This is a genomic window from Paenibacillus sp. FSL W8-0187 (assembly GCF_037969755.1).
GTDB lineage: Bacteria > Bacillota > Bacilli > Paenibacillales > Paenibacillaceae > Paenibacillus_AQ.
In genome coordinates this window covers 1023993-1044847 of sequence record NZ_CP150206.1, presented here as the reverse complement: position 1 = coordinate 1044847, position 20855 = coordinate 1023993, and the positions used below count along the sequence as shown (strand labels likewise).

Genomic DNA, 20855 nt, shown 5'->3' with positions numbered 1-20855 from the left:
GAATTTTCTCCAGTCCCATCCGAGAGCGCTCCCTTACTCCAACCCGATTTTCGAAATGCGCTCTCCTGCAATCAAGATTAATTGAATCCATTTGTCACATTTGTGCTCTGCCCAAGCGTAATACAAATTGTAAAGGGGTGAAACCACTTGGATGAACCAGCATTCCATCAGATCGTTGCTGATGTTTTGAAGGGAGAGATCGACAAATATGAGCTGATCATGAACCGTTGCCACAAAGCCATCTTCAACTATTGCTATCACATGCTTGGCGACTATGCCGAAGCCGAAGATTGCACCCAGGAAGCTTTTTTGAAAGCTTATCGCAATCTATCTAAATTCGAACTGGACAAGCCCTTCGAAGCCTGGCTGTACCGCATCGCCTCCAACCAGTGCATCGACTACCTCCGCAAGCGAAAGCTATCCCGATACTTCCCCTTTCTGTATCAGAAGGATCAGGATAACAGGCATGTCGATCAGGTCATCGAGCACAAATACTACAATCCGTCCGTGCTCCGGGCGCTAGCCAGACTAACCGCTGAGGAACGGAGCCTGCTCATCCTGCGCTGCGTCGAGGACAAGAGCTATCATGAGATCAGCCTTATTTTGCAACAAAACACGACCTATCTTAGGAAAAAATTTCAGCGGGCTGCAGCCAAGTTCCGCAAACATTATGCCATGGCCGAGGGGGAAGAAACGAATGAGCATGGACAACGACCAGGACCTGAAACCACTCTTTCAAAGGGTTGAGCCGCTCGGGACGGCCCTCCCGGAACGCGTCATGAACCAAATTCGGGAAAAGCATCTTAAAAGGGAGCGATTTTTCGTGAAAAACAAAGTAAGCATTCTCTTAATTGCCGGCATGCTGCTTACCGCATCGACCGGTTTCGCAGCAGTAAAGTACCACTCTTTAACCAACGGCCAGGGAGAGGTTGTCTATGAGGAGAAATCGAAGGCTGAGTCGCCTTCGCCTAAAGACTATTCAAAAGAGGAACTGAACCGCATACATCTGATGAACACCATCTGGGACGAACAGATCAAGCCGGGCGAAGCCGCCATCATTTATGTCGTGCCGGATAATCCGAAGCATGCCATCGACATCAAATCCACTCCACATGCCGTCAAGGATTTCGCCAAGCTGCAAAGCATGGTGAACGTGCCCGGTTTGCCGCTGACCAAGGAGCTGTCCGGTTCGGGCACATACACGTTCAATAACGCCAGCGTGCACATGGAGCGCGAGACTGACGTGAACCCGCTGACCGAGCAGGAAAAAGCCAACATCGCCAAAAAGCTGCTTGAGAAAGCCAAAGCTTCCGGGAAGGACTACGCCCTGATGCCGGTGAAGTTCACCGATAATTTCTGGATTTCAACTGTATATTATACCAGCGACAAAAAGGAAGTCTCCCTTACCATCCTGAATAACGGGGACCACGGAAGCGTGACCTCCTACTGGGACGACAATAGTGACATGATCAACCGGAAGATCAAGATCAATGGGCAGGACGTTCTGCAAAAAACGTGGAACGGCGGAAGCTCGGCGCAGTTGGACTGGGCCTATGAAGAACCAACGACCGGGCACCGCTACATGCTTAGGCTTAGCTCTGCCCAGGGAGAGATCACTGCCGAAGAGCTGATCCGCATCGCCAATACGATTATTCCGAAGCCTGATTCCAAGTAAGCAGCGTTATATCTCTTGGCTTAAAAACATCATAATCGCCAATCATTATACCAATTATGGCTCTTTTCTCGTAGAAACGCAGTAAAAATGATAGATAATACAGAAAAAGTCGCCTGTGGCGGTCTCGGGACCCGGACACAAATCTGGCGGCCATGCTTGGGAAGGGCTGACCTTTCGCCCGGCTTTTAGCAGCTATTGCCAAGGATATGAAAAGCAAAGAGAGACGCTGTTTCCGGCGTCTCTCTTTTTTGTGCTGCAGAGTTCTCCCCAATCCCATCCGGGACAGCCGCACCCTTACTTCTGTTCGATCTTATCGAAAAAATTCTCCTGAACCAACTTGGCTGTTTCGTCCAGCTGTTTCTTGGAATCCGTGCCTTCCTTCGAGAACGATTCCTGCACGACATTGGACATCGCCGCATAATAATCCTGCGTTCCGAATTGCGCTTCCGGTTTGCCTTCCAACAGGCTGAAGAGCTGCGGATCATATTTGTAGACATTGTCGTACTTATCGTAGATGGCCTTCACCTTCGCGGCATACTCGGAATCATCGCTGAAATATTCAAGCGGCGTCGGTACAAAGTATTTGCCTTCGGCTTTGCGGGCATTAATCGTATCTTCCACCGATTTCAGCGCATCATCCGTAAAATAATCAAACGTGATATAGCGGAATGCCATTTCCTGTTCTTCCTTCGTGGCATTCGGGTTGATGACCAAATAATTTCCGCCCAAAATGCCATGATGCGCTCCGCCTTTCTCCATCGCAGGCATCGGATATGCAAGCACATCCTCAGGCTTCATGCCGCCCTCGTTCAATGCCGGCTGGATCACGTCATATGCGCCAGCAATAACCATTGCCGTACGTCCCTGCTGGAACGAGCTGACGGCATCGCCCCAACCGAGGGCCCAATCCTGCGGAATAGCATTCGCTTCCCATCTCAGCTTCTTATAGAAGTCCAGTGCCTTCACGCCGGCTTCCGAGTTAAACACCGCTTTCACTTTGCCGTCCTCGTTCACTTCGATATCCCCGCCGGCTTCAAACAGGAAGTTGGTCCAGTTCCAGCCCGCTTCATTGCCTTTACCCATCGGCGCGATTCCGGATATACCGGCCTTCGGGTCCGCAGCGCCTTTAGCCGTGTTGTACATATCGTCCCATGTCCAATCCATCGGCGGGACGGGCACGCCCTTCGCGTCCAGCAGCTTCTTGTTCACGATCGTTGACGTGATATAACCGTTCTGCGTAACGCCGTACACCTTGCCGTCCACGATGAATTGATCCTGCAGCACGGGATTCATGTCATCCTTGTACTCCCAGTCGTTCCAAAACTCCGTAATGTCGGCCACCCAGCCCCGCTCCACGAGCAGCTGTGCTTCCGTAGCCCAAGTGTTATAAAACGTCGGTGCTTCGTTCGAAGCCATCTTGACCCCAATTTCGTTGACGCTGTACTGCCAGTCGTCCTTCACGATGGTCACGTTCGGATATTTCGCCTGGAAACGGGCGATTTTATCATCCTCCTGCTGACGCAGCGTTGTGTCATCCGGCAGCGGATAGTGGATCTTGATCGTTATCTTTTGATCCGCGATATCCTCTTTCGGTTCCTCTGTCTGCGTTGTAGTCGTTCCGCCCGAATTGGCGGTCCCTCCGTCTTTATTGCCGGCCTCCGGCGCTGCTTTGCCGCCGCCGCATGCTGCGAGCAAGGAGCTGAACAGCATAAGGCAGATCAGTAGTGCTGAGAACTTGCGCATGGATACTCCCCTTTTCCTTATTGAGATGATGATGTCCTTTCCTATCTCCATCATAGAATCGAAACCTGGAAAGGACGATGTGCATTCATATGACGATCATGTGCAGGGCTACGATGGTGTGGTATATGCTGCCCTACCCTTTAACGGCCGAGAGACTGACGCTGCGCATAATGAATTTCTGGAACACCAGAAATACAAAGATCGGCGGCACCATGACCATGAACAGAATCGCGAATTTTATGCTGCTGTCCAGGCTTCTAGCGTTAATGACATACTTGTAGATGGCCGTAGCCAGCGTGTACTTGTCCTGCGTCTGCATGACAAGCGACGGCCAGAACCAGTCATTCCATGCCGTGGAGAAGATAAAGATCGCCAGCGTTGCGAAGATCGGGACGGACAGCGGAACGGCAATCCGCAGAAAGCTGCTCAATTCCGAAGCGCCGTCGATGCGCGCCGCCTCGAAGATCTCCGGATGTATGCCATCGAAGAAGTTTTTGATCAGCAGGAAGAAGTAAGCATTGGCTCCGGCCGGCAGCCAGAAGGCCCAGTAGGAATTCAACAGCCCAAGCTCCTTCAAATTAACGAAGTTCGGAATCATGTAACTCGACGCCGGAATAAACAAGGTCATGAGAATGAAGAAATAGATGACGCGGTGATAGGGAACTCGGATCCGGGAAATGCTGAAGGCCGCGAGGCCCAGTACCAGAATCGTCACCAGCAGATTACCGCCAAAAATAAGCAGCGTATTCTTCAGAAACATCGGCAGATCGATGTATTCCCACCCCTTTGGGACGTTATCCCAATGCCATTCCGAAGGGAAAAAGCGTGGCGGAAACGTGTTGATCTCCTGATTGCTCTTCAGCCCGTTGAACATCGTCATGCCGATTGGGTACAGCATCGTAAAGACCATCACCGCGATACACAGCACCATAAACCCGTATACCGCCTTGTTCCACGGTTTTCTCAAATCCGATGCGGACAGTATGCCTCTCTCTTTCATCCTAGTACTCCTCCCTGTTCATCTTGAATTGCAGGATGCCCAGCAAACTCAGCACCAGGAACATCAAAATGCCCATGGCGGTTCCTGCCCCGTAATCCAGCTGGTTAAACGCGTACTTTACGGTTAGAAGCGCATAGGTGAGCGTGGCCTTGTTCGGTCCGCCATCCAGCATCGCAAGCTGCGACTGATATGCCTGCGAAGTGCCGATCAGCTGCAGAATCAGCATGAGCATAATCAAATTGCGCATCGAGGGGAGCGTAATGTATTTAATCCGGGCCCATACGCCCGCACCGTCGATTTCGGCAGCTTCATACCAATCCTTCGGTATGCTGAGCACGCCGGCCAGATAGATCAGCATCGCCGAGCCGAATTGCTGCCACGTCTCCATAACGACAAGCGACACCATGGAGAACCGGCTATCCGATATAAACGATACCGGTTCTGCCCCGAAGAAGCCGAACAGGGCGTTAATCGGGCCTACCGGATCATACATCCACCTCCACATGCCGTAGAGCACGACGCCAGGTACGACAAACGGGAGATACGCTGCAATCCGGGCGAAGCCCTGGAACAGCTTCAGCTCCGAGATGGCAATGGAGGCCGCGATGGGTACCCAGAAGCCGATGACCAGCGTTAACAGCATGAAATATAAAGTATTTCGAACGGATAGCAGCAGATCCGGATTGCTCAGCACCTTGGCATAGTTATCGAACCCGACGAAGGTGTTTCCTTTTACGAAATCGATATGAAAAAAGCTGTAAAAAATCCCTTTAAAGATTGGCACCCACAAAAAGACGATAAAGATCGCAATCGCCGGAACGAGGAACAAATACCCCCATATGTACTTCTTCCACAGCGGCTTGCGCTTGTGCTCCTGTCGGGTGCGATGACCGGGCTCTATCCGAGCCCGGTCTTGCGGCATGGCCGTTTCTTCCATCTGACTCCCTCATTCCTTTATTAAATGTCCAGCTTTAATTGTAAAAAGGAAGGGAGTCTTACAACATGTCTAAAACTATGTGAAGTATAACCGTTCTTACTTCTTTAACTCGCTGGGGCTGACACCATAATATTTTTTGAAGATTTTGCTAAAATGCTCCGGGGATTCATAGCCGACCCGCTCGGCGATTTCGTAACGGCGAAGATCCGTGCTCAGGATCAGAGACCTGCTCTCCTCCATCCGCAGCTTCACGACATACTCCCACAGGCTGCTGCCGGTATATTTTTTGAACAGATAACTTAAATAGTTCGGACTCACATGATTGTTCTTGGCTACCTCATGAATCGTCAATCCCTTTTGTCGATAATGCTCCTCGATATACTGCCTCGTATTCTCGACGATCCGGTTGCTCTGGCTCGAGAGCACCTCTTGCGACGTCTCCTGGGCATAGTTGTGCCAATTGAAATCCCCGTAATAAAACACGTGGAAATCATGCAGCTGCTCGCTCCACAGCATCGCTTTGTCCGCCTGACGGCTGAGCACACTCAAAAATTCAGGCCCTCTCAGTATTTGACTGATCCCCACGGTACAGCTACGTTTCAGGTACAGCTCCACATGGTGGTGCAGGCTCCGGCCAATCATCTCCAGATGGTGGATCTTGCTGCTCGCATTTTCCTCCATCTCCTGCTCGCTCCATTGAAGGATGATGTTGATGTCTCGCTCCGGCGAGTAGAACACGAAGGTGTGCGGCTCCTGCTCCAGCAGCTCCTTGGCGATATTCAGCGCAGCATATTGAATCAGATTTATATCTTGCCTGGAAAAAGAAGCGCTGCTGTCTTCCATTAGGCCCAGCTTCATCTTGATGACCGCAAAATAAGGACCAATCAAGCCCAGTTCCGATTCGTCTAGACCGGCCAGTTGCAGCTGATCCGACTCTGTGGAGAGCCGCTGGTTCAGCCGCTCTATTCGTTCGGACGGAGGCTCCTCCATCCGAAAATGCTCGTTATCGACCATGAGAAACGACTCCACCTGAGGCGCCGGTCGGTCCATCTTGAGCAGCACGCTGCGGACCGAATCCAGAAACTGCTCACTGTTCAGTGGTTTGATCAAATAATCCTTGGCTCCGAGCTGAAGCGCCTGCTGCGCATATTGAAATGTTTCATGGGCTGAAATAATGATTGTCTGAACCCACGGCTTCACGATCTTCGCCTGCTGCATCAGCTCGATGCCGTTCATCTCGCCCATCTGGATATCGGTGACCAACAGATCGATATCCCCCATCCGTATGTAATCCAGCGCTTCTTGCCCGCTGTAAGCCGTGGTAATCCCATCGATGGCAAGGCCCGAGGACGTTAACAGCCCGGCTAAGCCCTTGCAGATCAAAGGTTCGTCATCTACCACCAAAATGTTATACATCAGGAGACCTCCTGTCCGGTTGTGGTAATGGTTGCAACTTCTGTTCGGGGAATCGTAATCGTTACACGGGTTCCCCCTTCTTCTCTTGGTTCATATTCCAGCCCATAGCAGTTTCCAAAATGCAGCCGGATCCGCTCCTGGATATTGCGAATGCCGTAGCCCGATGAAGGGTCCTGCACTTCATTATGGAGCAGTCTATGAATAGACTCGTAGTTTACGGGACGGAAGCCGTTATCTTCGATGACGATCCGGAAGCATTTATCCTCCAGATGTCCTGAAATCCGAATGATTCCGTCCTCGCCCATATTTTTAATGCCATGAATAATCGCGTTTTCCAGCAGCGGCTGCAGCGTAATCTTCGGCACATGGTTCACCAGCAAGGACTCGGGAACTTCCCAGCGGACGGTAAACTGATAGTCGTAACGGTTCAGCTGGAGATTAATATAAGCCCCCGCATGCTCGAGCTCTTCCCCAAGCGTAATGAGATCCCGCCCCCTGCTGAGACTGATCTTCATTAATTTGGACAAATCCTTGATCATCTCCGCGGACTCGGTATTGCCCTCCATTGTGCTCTTCCAATAAATACTTTCCAAGGTGTTGTACAGCAAATGGGGGTTAATCTGCTGATAAAGCAGCTGCAGCTGTGCTTCCTTCTGCTTCAGATCCATACGGTATTTGTAGTGGATCAGATCATTCAATCGGCGGGCCATATCATAAATCGTGGAGATGAGGACACTGACTTCATCTTTTCTGCGTCGGTAGGGGGTTTCCGGCACGACGTTCCCCGGTTCGTACCTTCTCACGAAATGCGCCAGCTTTTGAAGCGGCGTCATCAGTGACTGCCAGAAGTAGAAAACGATAATGAGGCCCACGGCAAAGTAAGCGATGGAGATGACCTGAATGACGCGCTTCATTTCGCTTTGCTGGGCGAGCAGCGTTTTGACAGGCACCTTGTAGACCAGCTTTTGCTGGAGCACGTAGTTATAATCGATGACATAGATAAAATCAGACGTGATCACGTCCATGACGCCGATCGTGGAATGGCCCGGATCCGCTTCAGGGGGCAATTCCAGTTTGCCCGCCATGCCCTGTACCGACGAGGTCAGAATATTATCGTTCCAATCCATAAAATACAACTCCCCGTCCGGTATCGAAACCGTCGATAACGACTCGCCGATCCGCGCGTCCAAATTCGTGACCACCAGAACGCCGATGGTCCCGCCCCTATAAATATTGTTAACGGCCCTCACATAGCTTAAGGTCTCTTGATCCTGCCGCCCTTGTACCGGCGGGGACAGATTCGCTATCCGCTTGAGATATCCGTTCCCTTTCATCGCCACGGCCTCATCGAACCATGCCGGCTTCTCCTTCTCATCGGAGAAAAAATACACCCCCGCTTTTCTGCGGTCAGGGTAATAGGGAGCAAAGAAGTAGCTATTGTCCGGGTCATACACATAGAGCGAGTAATAGACTGGTTCGCGTTCATCCGTCTCTTGAGAGAACGACAACAGCATTTTTTCCAGCTGCTCGTAGTTTTTGACGCGCGCAAAAACAGTGCCCTCCGCAAAGGGATCCAGCTGCTGGATCTGGGAGTTTTGGATGACCGTAGAGGTCACTTTGTTAACGGTTTCAATATCACGGTTAATCAGCTTGAAGTTCTGCTTGTTCAGTTCGATATAAGCATTAGTCACATGACGCTTCAGGATTTGACCGGCCATGGAATTCCCGTAGGCATTGAGCGCAAACAACGGGATGACCAGCACCAGAAACAGCAGAATCATCTGCTGTTTGATATTCATGCGGCCCAGCGGATTTTTGAAGCGGTTCTTCATCGGTACTTGCACCTCCGGCTTTCTCAAGCATAGCAACAATCCAGCAGCACCAGCGTAGTCATTTCTACGGAAATGATGCGTAATTTTACGATGAGGCAGGAAGTTACAAATTCAACTATTAGCCTCGGGACAGGCGATTTCCTTCTTACTAAGGCTGGCCTGCCAATTGTTAACGGACTTACCATGATCAAATTTGCCTGATAGGTAAGTACACTCCAATATGCATTATAGCCAAATAGAATAACACCCCCATGCTAGATCCTAACGGACCCAACATAGAGGTGTTCATATGCAAAATCCCTCTAGAACGGAAAGAACATCGGCAGTACCGCCATCATGACCAGGCCGATTACCAGTTGAAGCGGCAATCCAACCTTCACATAGTGACTGAATTTATAACGGCCTGCGGACATGACGAGTGCATTCGGCGGCGTAGAGAACGGAGAAGCAAAGCACATGCTTGCTCCAATGGAGACGGCGAACAGAAACGGATACGGGCTCGCCCCCATCTGAATGGCAGCCGATAGTGCAATCGGCGCAAATAATACGGCGCAGGCCGTATTGCTGATGAACATTGTCAACAGCGAGGTAGTGAAGTATACCCCTGCCAGCAGAGCAAGCGGGCCATAGCTGCCCAGTGAATGGACCAGCATATCCGAAATCAGCGTGGCAGCTCCCGTTTTCTCAATGGCAATGGACATCGGAATCATGCCGCCAATAAGCACAATGCTCTCCCAATTGACCGTCTTATAGGCCTCCTCCATGTTACGCACGCATCCAAACACAACCATCAATACCGCTGCAACCATCACAGAGGCGACCGCCGGAATCCATTCCGTCACCAGCAGGATCACCATCAAGAGCATGATCCCGGCCGCAATCGGCGCTTTATGGTCCATCGTCAATTTGCGCGACTCTTCCACTGGCTGCCCTACCACCACGACATCTGTTTGCTCGGCGGCCAGGAGGGCTATATCCTTCCAAGTGCCCTGAACGAGCAGGGCATCGCCAAAGCGCATTTTCTCTTCTTTCAGATGGTGCAGAAGATACTGTTCTTTTCGCTGGATGCCCAAAATGTTCACCCGATACTTCTCCCGGAAGCCCGAATGTTTAACGAGATGGCCAATCAGGCGCGAAGATGGAGTCAGCATCACCTCGGCAATGCCGACGTCACTCGTGGCGTACTGCGACTCTTCGGCACGTTTCCGAAGCTCTGGTGCACGCTGGTCCAGCATGATAAGCCCATACGTCTCCGCAAACTCCGCGGCCCGCTCGAACGAACCGTTCACATACAGAATATCGTCTTCCTCAATCACAGTCTCAGGACCTGCGATTTCCTGGTTGATCGTCTTGAAGAATTGATTCTTGGCCGACATTTTACGGCGAATTTCAATGACGTTCACTTCGAACTTCGCCGGAATGTCCAGCTCCCGCAATGTTTTGGATCGAATGGAGGAATCGGCACCAACCTGAATCCGATACAGGTTCTGGGTCAGCCGATACTGTTTGGCCAGTTCTCGAAGCGAGCGCCCGCTCTGTTTACCAGCTCCCCCTTCTTCATTGCTGGGAAGAAAACGGCGAAGAAATAGTATCGCGATGATCCCCGTTGCCAAACACACAAGTCCGATCGGCAAAAAAGCAAAGAACGACAGCCGTTCGTATCCTGCGTTGATCAGTGTCTCCTGAATCACGAGATTCGGCGGCGTACCGATTAACGTAAGCATGCCGCCCAGGCTGCTTGCAAAAGCAAGGGGCATCAGCAGCCGCCCCGGATTAATCTCGGCGCTGAACGCCAGACTAACAACGATGGGCAGCATCACCGCTACCGTGCCGGTATTGCTGACGAATCCGCCAATGAGCGACGTCACCAACATGATCATAATCAAGAGCCGGGTCTCGCTTCCGCCGCCAAGCTTCAGCAGCTTCCCGCTGGCCATCTTGGCTAATCCGGTCTGAAAAATGCCGCCGCCCACAACAAACAAACCGATCATCATAATGACAACCGAATTGGAAAAGCCTGAAAGGGCTTCAGACGGACTTAAAATGTCCGTTAACATAAGTACCATCAACACGCCGATCGCGACCAAATCCGATCGCACTTTTCCCGACATGAACAATACGGATGCCACGGCCAAAACAGACAACGTAATGATCATCGGTCCATTCATTCCTTGATCCCCCTATAATGCCATATCTATGTTTCTTCCAAGATTCGACATTCGACAACCATTTCCCTGCCGCTCTCACACATCCCCACTTTCCATCATGTCAGGTAATGGGTGCAACTTCTGATCTGATGTCAAACCTTGCATGAAAGGAAATGATGTCGTATTGTACCACCTGCCCGGAGTTACTCATGTTAGAAACATCACACCGCTTTGCAACGACATCTCTAATATCTCAAGCATGTTCTCTATCGCGCCGTCAACAAACGGGGGAGATCAAATGGATTTCTCTCATTGGCCATCACCACAATCGGTAATCACAACAAAAAAAGCTGCATCGACTCCTTCCAGCCGGTGCAGCTTGTTTATGGGATTACAAGTTAATGAATGCGGTACGCAATTTGGTGCTGTATTGAACATCAAAACCAAGACCGGATGCAATCACCGCGAGCGGAACGTAAGTTTTATCTTCTTTCCCAACCTTTTGCAGGAAAGCCGGCGTATCGATCGGTACAGCTGTGCCGTTAACTTGAACGGTTTTGGCACCGATCTTCACCACCACCGTCTGATCTCCGAACGTAATCGTTGCACTGGACGTTTTATTTTCCCATGTGGTCGTCGCTCCCACTGCATTTACGATATCCTGTATCGCGACGTAATTCAGGTTATCGCGAAGGATCGGCTTATATGGCGTGTTCAGCTCCTGCCCCTTCACGATGATCCGCATCGGCTGCCCCTGCTCTTGAACAGCGGGATTCTTGTAGCTGCCCCAGATTGTCTCTGCGAACACGCCGGCCATGGTCTCGTATCCATATTGGTTCGGATGAATATCGTCTTTCAGAATATGGGTCATCGTCAGTTCGGAGCCCACGAATTTCTTCGCCACATGGGCCACCTTGATATTCACGCCCTGAGTAGCAAAACTGTCAGCTACGCTTTCCACCAGCTTCGTGAACTCTCCAGATGCTGCAAGCAGTTTTGCATATGCGACCTCGTCAGCCACTTTGGGCACCGGATTGTACTGGTCCGCCACCACGATTGCGGCATCCGGATTGATGGCATGCAAGTTGGTAATGACGGATGAGACATTATCGGTATAGATCTTGAACAGTTCCTGCATCTTGGCTTTTAGCTGTTCGTCGCTTAATGTTTCCACGGTGCTGACCAGGCTCATCATGTCATTGCCGCCGATGGTAATGGTAATCAGATCCGCATTGGCGATGATCGGCTTGGCTTTCGCTGCGTCAGCGCCCATCTGCTTGGTGCGCGGATCAATGCCGCTGAGCCCCGGCTGCAGTTCCTCCGCCGTAATCGCGCGTTCATCCAAGACGGCCTTGACGTAATTATTCAGACCATCGGTTTTCAGGCCGCCGATCCCCAGATTCGTTACTTCGGTCCGGCCGTGGAACAAACCTTGCTCATACAGTCGGTCAACAAAACCGTAGGGCTTGCTGTTCAGCTCCATTCCCGGCTCATACCCAACGGTTAACGAGTCCCCCAGCGCTACAATATGATATGTATCCTTGGCTGTAATCTCATCGGCATAAGCCGGCGTAACGCCCGGTCCAACCAGTGCCACCGCGAGCGTCAAGGTGCCGGTTACTGCCGCCAGCCCCTTCTTCCATTGTTTGAACATGCCTTCACTCCCCTAATGTCAATGAACTTAATACAGCCTTATTTTACCACCAGCAGCCTGTGAATGGTACCGAATCAACCAAGACGATAAGGTTTCATGAGAACCCCCCTATGGACAAGGCTAAACCTCGTGACTCCAATTTGAGCCATCTTGAGAAGTGTTACCTTGACTAGTGATCATAAAAAAATGGACAGCTCGCTCTATGCTGTCCATTCCTGATTCGGCCTTTCATGAATAGAGATGTCCCGCTTCGTAAACATCTCCTAAAGCGCTATCAAGCCTCTTCACCTGCATCCTCAGGCTTATCCTTCTTAACTGCCTTCTCCATGTACTTGTCATAGCGATCATCCACTTCCTTCGCCATGCTGCGGTATTTCTGCGTCTCTTCCACGATGGGATCGAGATGCGTCTGAATCCGGATCTCGTATTTCGGAGAGAGAAGCCTGCGCTCCTCCTTCTCCCGATCCTTCTTCTCCATCTCACCATCCGTTAACATCTCGCTGAGCTGGCGCTCCAAATCCTGATCCGACTTCTCATTCATCGTAAGCACACTCCTTTATCAAGCGGTTGTAAATGACCTGCATTCCTCTGTTGTCCCGGGTCGTTAGCGAACCAAAGCTTCGCCCGCGTCTTTTAGTGTATCCAGAAAACGCTGATGAATCAGCCCATTGGTTGCCGCCAAATGACGCACCGACAGATCGTATGACTTTCCTTCCGTATCGGTTACTTTACCGCCGGACTCCTGAACCAATAGTGCTCCTGCGGCAACGTCCCAAGCGCTCAAACCGTGCTCCCAGTATCCGCTAAGCCGGCCGGCAGCCACATAAGCAAGATGAAGCGCAGCGGAGCCGCCGGCTCTTACATTGCGAACCATCGGCAGCAGCGCCTGCAGCTCAGCCATATTCAGCGGCAGGTTGACCGTGCTGTCCAGCGGGAAGCCCGTGGCCAGCAAGCTGTCCGACAATTGATCTTCCTTGGAAACATAGGTAGGGTTGCCGTGAACGTAGGCTCCTTTTCCTTTTTCCGCAACAAACAACTCGTCCCGGGAAGGATCGTAAATAACGCCGACAATGACTTCACCATGATGAGCCAGTGCAATCGACACGGAGTAAAACGGAAATCCGTGAACATAGTTCGTCGTTCCGTCCACAGGGTCGATAATCCAGAGATACTCTTCGTCCTTGGCGTCCTCGAGTGCCTTTGCATAGGCATCGGTACCCGGGGCAACCCCTTCTTCTCCGAGGATCGCATGATCCGGAAAGTGCGTCAAGATCAGCTTGCGGATCATCTGCTCCGCGCCTTTGTCCACCTCGGTTACGATATCCTGTGCCGAAGACTTGGTGCTCAACTGCTTGACGGTACCGAGTTTGCTCTTAATCCACTCTCCCGCTTTGGCGGCGCAATTAATCGCAACGGCGGTGTAGCTCTTACTGCTGACAACATAAGGAATCTTTTCATTCTCGTTCAAAGCATTCACTCTACTTTCTATATCAATCTAGTGATTTTTGACAATCCCTACATCCTATTCAGTCATTGCTGTAATCGAAAGGGCAGCCACGCGAAAATTCCGCCTATTTCAATAAAAGTCCGTCCTATGCTGTGCACCTGAATGCTTGGCGAGAACGAACTTTTTTATCCGATGTTATGTGTTAAGGGGAATCTCTGTTTGGATACTTCCAACGTAACCCAAAATCCATCAACTTGCAAGTGTTAACAAGCTCATCTTGTCGGGTTAAGGGTTCACTTGGATGGAGGCACCGTCGAGAATGGTTACGCCCTCTGCCGTATAATCTCCCAAATCCTTCATCAGATCAAACAAGGCGCCGTCCTTCATCTTTGCTTCTATCATAACGTCCACCTTCGGCGTAGCCCCCGCAATATTCCGTAAAAACGCCAGCAAAGGCACGACATCCACCCCATCCGCATGACTGCGGATATCGGTAGGGCTCTTGGGACTGGATACGTGAATCTTGGGCGGCAGCGGGTGCGCCCGGTCCGAACCCGCCTGCGCTAGCGGCGTCTCCCAGGTGCGAAGAATATCCGGCCACAGTTCCCAAGGCGCCTCGCCATCATTATTGACCCACTGATGATGGATATCCAGCACCATCGGCAGCCCCGTTTGCTGGCATACGGCCAGCGTTTCCTGCGCAGTAAAGGTTTTATCGTCATTTTCAAGGGTCAGTCGTTCCTTAATATTCGGTTCAAGCTCATGAAAGTGTTCCACGAATCGGGTCGAGGCCGAAGGCTTGTCTCCATAAGCGCCGCCGATGTGAATGTTATTTTTCATGGAAGCAGGCAGCTCCATCGCCTGCAGCATATGGACGTGCGACTTCAGATCACGGATCGAGTTGACCAGCACCTCAGGACGCGGCGTGCTCAGCACCGTGAAATGATCCGGATGAAAAGATACCCGCATCCCGTGTTTTTTCACAAAATCCCCAATGGCCTGAAAGCCTTCTTGCAAAGCCGGGAACGGATCCCAATCCTGCATATCTTGATGCGTAGCCAGCGGAATCAGCTTGGACGAGAAGCGGTACACCTTGATATCGTGGGCCGCATTATGCTTCAGAAGCCGAAGGGTATTATGTAGATTCTCATTCGCGATCCGCTCCAGTTTGTGTATGCCGGCCTCACGGTCATTCAGCTTCATAAAGCTTTTCATGGTCATCGTCTTGGAAGGAGAAGCATTCTGCACAACCGTGGACATGGCTACATAACCGAAACGAACAATCATGCATGATCTCCAAAAAACATTTCGTGAGCGAGGGCTGTCTGTATGCGTGCTTCCTCTTCGGTCAATTTGCGGATAAGCTGCAGTTCGACCGAAGTGACCTCGCGGCCCTGGAAGTTAATCTCTGATACGCATGCGGTGATCAGAACGATTGCCACCGCCTGGTTATCCGGCGTATAAGCAATAACCTTCTGTCCTGTCGGAAATACCCGAAGCCCATCCTTCAGCATTTTACCGCGGCCGTATTCCAACAGCTCATAGAGCTCCTGCTCACTCTTAAACTTACAAACGGAATTGAACTCGGTTTGAAATCCCATATTACGTATCTTCCTTTCATCCCAAAATATTAGAGTCAAGGGGAGCCGTAAAGCGCGGACTCCCCCTGGTGTTTCATATCCTATTGTGACGGCTTACGCCTGGTTCTCATAAATTAGGGATTGCTTGCGGTTGTACCGCTCAAGACCCAGCTCGATCATCCGGTCAAGCAGCTCGCGGTAGGACACGCCCGTTTCCCGCCACAGAAGCGGGTACATGCTGTACGGTGTAAAGCCCGGCATCGTGTTCACTTCATTGATCAGAATCGCGCCGTCCGAACGGCGGACAAAGAAGTCGGCCCGAGTAATGCCGCCGCCTTCAATCGCTTTGAACGCGGTAATGGCAAGATCACGCAGACGATCAGCCGTATCCGGCTCGATCTCGGCCGGGATTTGCATCTGTGACTGTCCATCCGTATATTTGGCCGCATAGTCGTAGTATTCACTGGAAGAGACTATTTCACCCGGAACGGATGCCATCGGCTCATCATTGCCAAGCACGCTGACCTCCACTTCGCGCGCATCCACGAACTCTTCAACGATAATCTTGTCATCGAACCGGAGCGCGGATTCAATCGCCGCCTTAAGCTGCTCCCGGTTCTTTGCCTTGGATATCCCGACGCTTGAGCCCAGGTTAGCCGGCTTGACGAAGCTTGGGAATCCGAGTTTGTCCTCGATATCCTTCAGCACTTCATGCTGGCTCCGCTCCCACTGGGTACGATTGAAATAACAATACTCGCATTGCGGTAATCCTGCTTGGGCGAAGAGTTTCTTCATCACGACTTTATCCATCCCCGCAGCCGACGCAAGCACACCGGTTCCCACATAAGGGATGTCCGCCATTTCGAACAGTCCCTGAATCGTTCCGTCCTCCCCGAACGTCCCGTGAAGAAGCGGGAACATAATATCCACCACCTGAGTCTCTTGGCCATACAATCTGCTGAACACGGCGTTCAACGCTGTTTGCGTGCCCTCCCCTTCAGCTAGCTTCAATTCCTCCAACTGGGCAAAAGGAGCCGACAGCTTGCTGCCGATTCTCCAGGTACCCTGCTTGGAAATATAAAACGGAACAATCTCATATTTATCATAATCAAAAGCGTTCATGACCGCGAATGCCGTGGATAGCGACACCTCATGCTCGCCGGATTTCCCCCCGTATATTAAACCAACCGTCAATTTATCCTGTCCCATGTTAACCTCTCTCTTGTCCGTATTGCAGCATGACATGCTGTCATCTTAAAAATAATCGGGGATATGGTAAAACCGGTATTCCGTGTTATCGTTCCAAGCGTAGGAATCCCGGTAGTCCCAATAGCGATGGCGGCTGGACACCGTATGTGCATTAACCAGCGGCATGCCGCCTGCGTCAAATGCCGTCACGATGGTGCTGTGCTGAAACGCACCGTCACCGTCCCAGTCGTACACGATGACATCCCCCAGCATCAGCTGTTCGGGACGCTCCACCCGCTCGGCCCGCAGCCCCGAGGTACTGGCGTTCAAATAATGCGCAAAGCTGTTCGATACCGCCCAGCTGTAACTCCACCATTCCCGCTTGTTTACGTACCCCTTGTACCACCATCCCGTTTCTCTTTTACCAGTATAGAGGATTGGGGCTTTGCCTGCAAAGAGGCACTGGGAGATATAATTCGTGCAATCCACGTCAAATTCCTCAAACTCCGGATTCCCGGAATCCCACCAACGATCAGCATAAGCTGCTGCGGCTTCACGCTCGTAACGGCCGGACCGCGGGCTGCTGCCGGCGGCGTATACGCGGCCGTTCATAAAGGGAGTGGAGGGCTCTCTTCCGGCCCCATCCGCGCCTGCAACCGGAACATCGGTTCTTTGCAGGGGATGGCGTTCATCCTGCAGACGTTCGATGCCAACAATCAACCAGGCATCCCCGTCCCGGATCAGCGTCAGCCGCTCCCTAAAAACCGTGTCTTCCCGGTGCGTCATGCCTCTTTTTTCATAATAAAATACGCTGTGGAGCCGCACGTCCGCGACCACATCATCCTCCGTCTCCCTCATGATGCGCAGGAGGCGGGCACGAGTCTCGCTCTTAAGCGGCGTTGCCTCCCGCTGCGCATACCACGACTGCAGCCGAAACTGCCTTTCCCCTCTCTCTACCAGGAAATTCAGATCCGCTACAATCTGCTCTTTCAGGCCTGAAGAATAGTCCACGCGATTTTGGTTATATTGATTGACGTAAATATATAGAGCTTGCTTCCAAGGCTTCTCTGCTTGCTTCAGACTGTTCATCTACTCTCCTCCTCTAACCTTGCCTTTCACGCTGTTCCCTATCACAACTATATGAAGAAAATCTCCGGGCTATGAACTTCGGTCAAGAGAATACAGAAAGACCGGGATCACACGCGACTGTATCCGGGTTAAAAACGGGCTTGTTTTCACCTTTTTGAAATACTTTTCTTCTATAAAAATGCTTTACGCAGCGAGTTGAAAACGGTATACTTAAAGTAGTTAATTTATGAAATTAGGTTTCACCTAGTGAAACCACAGAGGATTTAACTCACAACTTTTATTCGATTTATGAAATGACTTAAGGAGGTTCATCAATGCCAGCAAAGGATCAATTCTCCATCTCACGCAACCTCGAGGTGGGTGGTAAAAGTTACCGTTATTTCAGCCTGCAGGCGCTCGAAGAGCAAGGATACGGCAATGTATCCAAGCTTCCTTTCTCCATTCGGGTACTGCTGGAAGCTGCCGTACGTCAGTTCGACGGACGCGCAATTACCGAAGATCACGTAAAACTCTTGTCCAAGTGGAATGAAGGACGCGACAACAACAAGGAAATCCCGTTCATTCCTGCCCGTATCGTGTTGCAGGACTTCACCGGCGTTCCGGTTGTCGTTGACCTTGCAGCTATGCGTGACACCGTTAAGAAATCCGGCGGCGATCCTAAACAGATCAACCCCCTCGTTCCGGTTGACCTTGTTATCGACCACTCCGTCATGGTTGACGCTTTTGGTACCGACCAAGCTCTTGAAACGAATATGAAGCTTGAATTTGAGCGTAACGAAGAGCGTTACCGCTTCCTTCGCTGGGCTCAAACGGCATTCAACAACTTCCGCGCCGTTCCTCCGGGAACGGGTATCGTTCACCAGGTTAACCTGGAATACCTTGCTTCCGTAGCAGCTACGAAGACGGTTGACGGCGAGACGCTTGTCTTCCCTGACTCCCTCGTAGGTACGGACTCCCATACAACCATGATCAACGGCCTTGGCGTTGTGGGCTGGGGCGTAGGCGGTATCGAGGCGGAAGCCGGTATGCTCGGCCAACCGCTGTATTTTGTAACACCTGAAGTTATCGGCTTCAAGCTGACAGGCAGCCTGGCGGAAGGCGCAACAGCGACCGACCTTGCCCTAACGGTAACCGAGCTTCTCCGTAAGAAAGGCGTTGTAGGCAAATTCGTAGAATTCTACGGACCGGGTCTTGCTAACATCAGCCTGGCTGACCGTGCAACGGTAGCCAACATGGCTCCAGAATACGGCGCTACCATCGGATTCTTCCCGGTTGATAGTGAAACCCTGGCTTATCTCCGCAATACGGGCCGCACCGACGAGCAGGTTGAACTCGTGGAGAGCTACTATAAAGCGCAAAACATGTTCCGTACGGCAGATACGCCGGACCCTGAGTTCTCCGATGTAATCGAATTGGATCTCGCTTCGGTTGTACCAAGCTTGGCTGGACCAAAGCGTCCGCAGGACCGTATCGAGCTGACCAACATGAAACAAAACTTTAACGATATCATCCGTACGCCAATCGACAAAGGCGGATACGGCCTCAGCGATGAGAAAATTGCGGAAACCGTTAAAGTCAATCATAAAGACGGCTCTACCAGTGAAATGGGAACGGGTGCGGTTGTTATCGCAGCCATCACCAGCTGTACAAATACGTCAAACCCAAGCGTTATGCTCGGCGCAGGTCTCCTGGCGAAGAAAGCCGTTGAACGCGGCCTGACAAAGCCCGGCTATGTGAAGAGCAGCTTGACTCCAGGTTCCCTTGTCGTAACCGACTACCTCGAGAAGTCCGGTCTCTTGCACTACCTTGAAGCTCTCGGCTTTTATGTTGCAGGCTATGGTTGCGCAACTTGTATCGGTAACTCCGGTCCTTTGCCGGATGAAGTGAGCGAAGCGATTACCGACAACGACATGACGGTAGCCGCCGTATTGTCGGGTAACCGTAACTTCGAAGGCCGCGTGCATGCTCAAGTCAAAGCCAACTACCTGGCTTCGCCGCCGCTGGTTGTGGCTTACGCCCTGGCAGGCACAGTGAACATCGACCTGCAGAACGAGCCGATCGGTTACGATCCGAACAATGAGCCTGTATATCTGAAAGACATCTGGCCAACGAGCGCGGAAATCCGCGAAGCGATCGGTCAAGCCGTTAGCCCTGACGCTTTCCGTGAAAAGTACGAGAATGTGTTCACCGCCAATGAGCGTTGGAACAAGATTCCTGTTCCTGAAGGCGAGCTGTACGAGTGGGACGATCAATCCACTTACATTCAGAACCCGCCATTCTTCGAAAGCCTCGGCAACGGCTTGAACGACATCCAGGACATCAAAGAAGCACGCGTGCTTGCTCTCTTGGGCGATTCCGTTACAACGGACCATATCTCCCCAGCGGGTAACATTGCAACCAACAGCCCTGCCGGCAAATATCTGAGCGACCGCAACGTTGAACGCAAAGACTTCAACTCCTACGGCTCCCGCCGCGGTAACCACGAAGTCATGATGCGCGGTACCTTCGCTAACATCCGGATCCGTAACCAGGTAGCTCCAGGTACGGAAGGCGGCGTAACGACTTACCTGCCAACGGATGAAGTGATGTCCATCTATGATGCTTCGATGAATTATCAAGCAGGCGGACAGAACCTCGTCGTTATCGCAGGTAAAGAATACGGTACAGGAAGCTCCCGTGACTGGGCGGCAAAAGGTACCTATCTTCTCGGTGTCAAAGCTGTCCTGGCTGAAAGCTTCGAGCGTATTCACCGCTCCAACCTGGTGGGCATGGGCGTTCTTCCGCTCCAGTTCCAAGAAGGTCATGGCTGGAAGAGCCTTGGGCTGAACGGCCGCGAGACATTCGATATCCTGGGCCTCAGCAACGACGTGAAGCCAGGCCAGGAATTGACGGTTATCGCTACGCGCGAAGACGGAACCCAATTCGAGTTCCAAGCTATCGCCCGTCTCGACAGCATGGTGGACGTGGATTACTACCATAATGGAGGTATCCTCCAAACGGTACTGCGTCAAATGATCGCATCGAACCAATAAGGCATTCTTATAGGTGATTTGGCCTTAGTAAAAAATCCCCATCATCCGCGCATGGATGATGGGGATTTTGTTATTTTCCGGTACTTCTTTCCTGAATATTGGAAACTCCGTTTCG

The 20855-nt window shown here is 51.5% G+C and carries 16 protein-coding genes; 3 read left to right on the top strand and 13 right to left on the bottom strand.

The window, feature by feature from the left end; all coding sequences use genetic code 11:
• Window positions 1–147: 147 nt before the first annotated feature.
• Window positions 148–747, top strand: coding sequence for an RNA polymerase sigma factor (locus MKY48_RS04615; RefSeq protein WP_339292398.1), 600 nt, complete (start codon window positions 148–150; stop codon window positions 745–747).
• Window positions 698–1675: a DUF4367 domain-containing protein gene (locus tag MKY48_RS04610; RefSeq protein WP_339292397.1), complete on the top strand. Its 978-nt coding sequence runs from the start codon at window positions 698–700 to the stop codon at window positions 1673–1675. Before MKY48_RS04615 ends, MKY48_RS04610 begins: the two co-directional genes overlap by 50 nt.
• Before the next feature lie 294 nt (window positions 1676–1969).
• On the opposite strand, the gene MKY48_RS04605 is transcribed toward MKY48_RS04610, so the two are convergent.
• The 13 genes from MKY48_RS04605 to MKY48_RS04545 all read right to left on the bottom strand — a co-directional run bounded on the left by MKY48_RS04605 (window position 1970) and on the right by MKY48_RS04545 (window position 17708).
• Window positions 1970–3418: an extracellular solute-binding protein gene (locus tag MKY48_RS04605; RefSeq protein ID WP_339292396.1), complete on the bottom strand. Its 1449-nt coding sequence runs from the start codon at window positions 3416–3418 to the stop codon at window positions 1970–1972.
• Between the two features lie 133 nt (window positions 3419–3551).
• Window positions 3552–4418 (bottom strand): carbohydrate ABC transporter permease, encoded by an 867-nt coding sequence (locus tag MKY48_RS04600; RefSeq protein WP_076325885.1) that lies wholly within the window; start codon window positions 4416–4418, stop codon window positions 3552–3554.
• A 1-nt stretch (window position 4419) separates the two neighbouring features.
• Entirely contained in the window at window positions 4420–5355 is a 936-nt protein-coding gene (locus tag MKY48_RS04595; protein ID WP_339292395.1) for a sugar ABC transporter permease, read from the bottom strand.
• A gap of 96 nt (window positions 5356–5451) precedes the next feature.
• The gene (locus tag MKY48_RS04590) at window positions 5452–6771 is read right to left on the bottom strand and encodes a response regulator (protein WP_339292394.1); all 1320 of its coding nucleotides are present in this window, start codon (window positions 6769–6771) and stop codon (window positions 5452–5454) included.
• Entirely contained in the window at window positions 6771–8603 is a 1833-nt protein-coding gene (locus MKY48_RS04585) for a sensor histidine kinase (protein WP_339292393.1), read from the bottom strand. The genes MKY48_RS04590 and MKY48_RS04585 overlap by 1 nt, the downstream gene beginning before the upstream one ends.
• 302 nt (window positions 8604–8905) lie before the next feature.
• Entirely contained in the window at window positions 8906–10771 is a 1866-nt protein-coding gene (locus MKY48_RS04580) for an SLC13 family permease (protein ID WP_339292392.1), read from the bottom strand.
• 370 nt (window positions 10772–11141) lie between these two features.
• Window positions 11142–12404: a GDSL-type esterase/lipase family protein gene (locus MKY48_RS04575; protein WP_339292391.1), complete on the bottom strand. Its 1263-nt coding sequence runs from the start codon at window positions 12402–12404 to the stop codon at window positions 11142–11144.
• 274 nt (window positions 12405–12678) lie between these two features.
• Entirely contained in the window at window positions 12679–12945 is a 267-nt protein-coding gene (locus tag MKY48_RS04570) for a hypothetical protein (protein WP_339292390.1), read from the bottom strand.
• A 63-nt stretch (window positions 12946–13008) separates the two neighbouring features.
• Window positions 13009–13872, bottom strand: coding sequence for an inositol monophosphatase family protein (locus MKY48_RS04565; RefSeq protein ID WP_326097374.1), 864 nt, complete (start codon window positions 13870–13872; stop codon window positions 13009–13011).
• A gap of 264 nt (window positions 13873–14136) precedes the next feature.
• Entirely contained in the window at window positions 14137–15138 is a 1002-nt protein-coding gene (uvsE, locus tag MKY48_RS04560; protein WP_339292389.1) for a UV DNA damage repair endonuclease UvsE, read from the bottom strand.
• Complete coding sequence (locus MKY48_RS04555) at window positions 15135–15452, bottom strand: hypothetical protein (RefSeq protein WP_322398503.1); 318 nt, start codon at window positions 15450–15452, stop codon at window positions 15135–15137. Before MKY48_RS04555 ends, uvsE begins: the two co-directional genes overlap by 4 nt.
• A 93-nt stretch (window positions 15453–15545) precedes the next feature.
• Entirely contained in the window at window positions 15546–16640 is a 1095-nt protein-coding gene (locus MKY48_RS04550) for a D-alanine--D-alanine ligase (protein WP_339292388.1), read from the bottom strand.
• Window positions 16641–16685: 45 nt separating this feature from the next.
• Window positions 16686–17708, bottom strand: coding sequence for an amidase domain-containing protein (locus MKY48_RS04545; protein ID WP_339292387.1), 1023 nt, complete (start codon window positions 17706–17708; stop codon window positions 16686–16688).
• Between the two features lie 314 nt (window positions 17709–18022).
• Between MKY48_RS04545 and acnA the strand changes: the two genes are divergently transcribed.
• Entirely contained in the window at window positions 18023–20740 is a 2718-nt protein-coding gene (gene acnA / locus MKY48_RS04540; RefSeq protein ID WP_076325897.1) for an aconitate hydratase AcnA, read from the top strand.
• The last annotated feature ends 115 nt before the right edge of the window (window positions 20741–20855 follow it).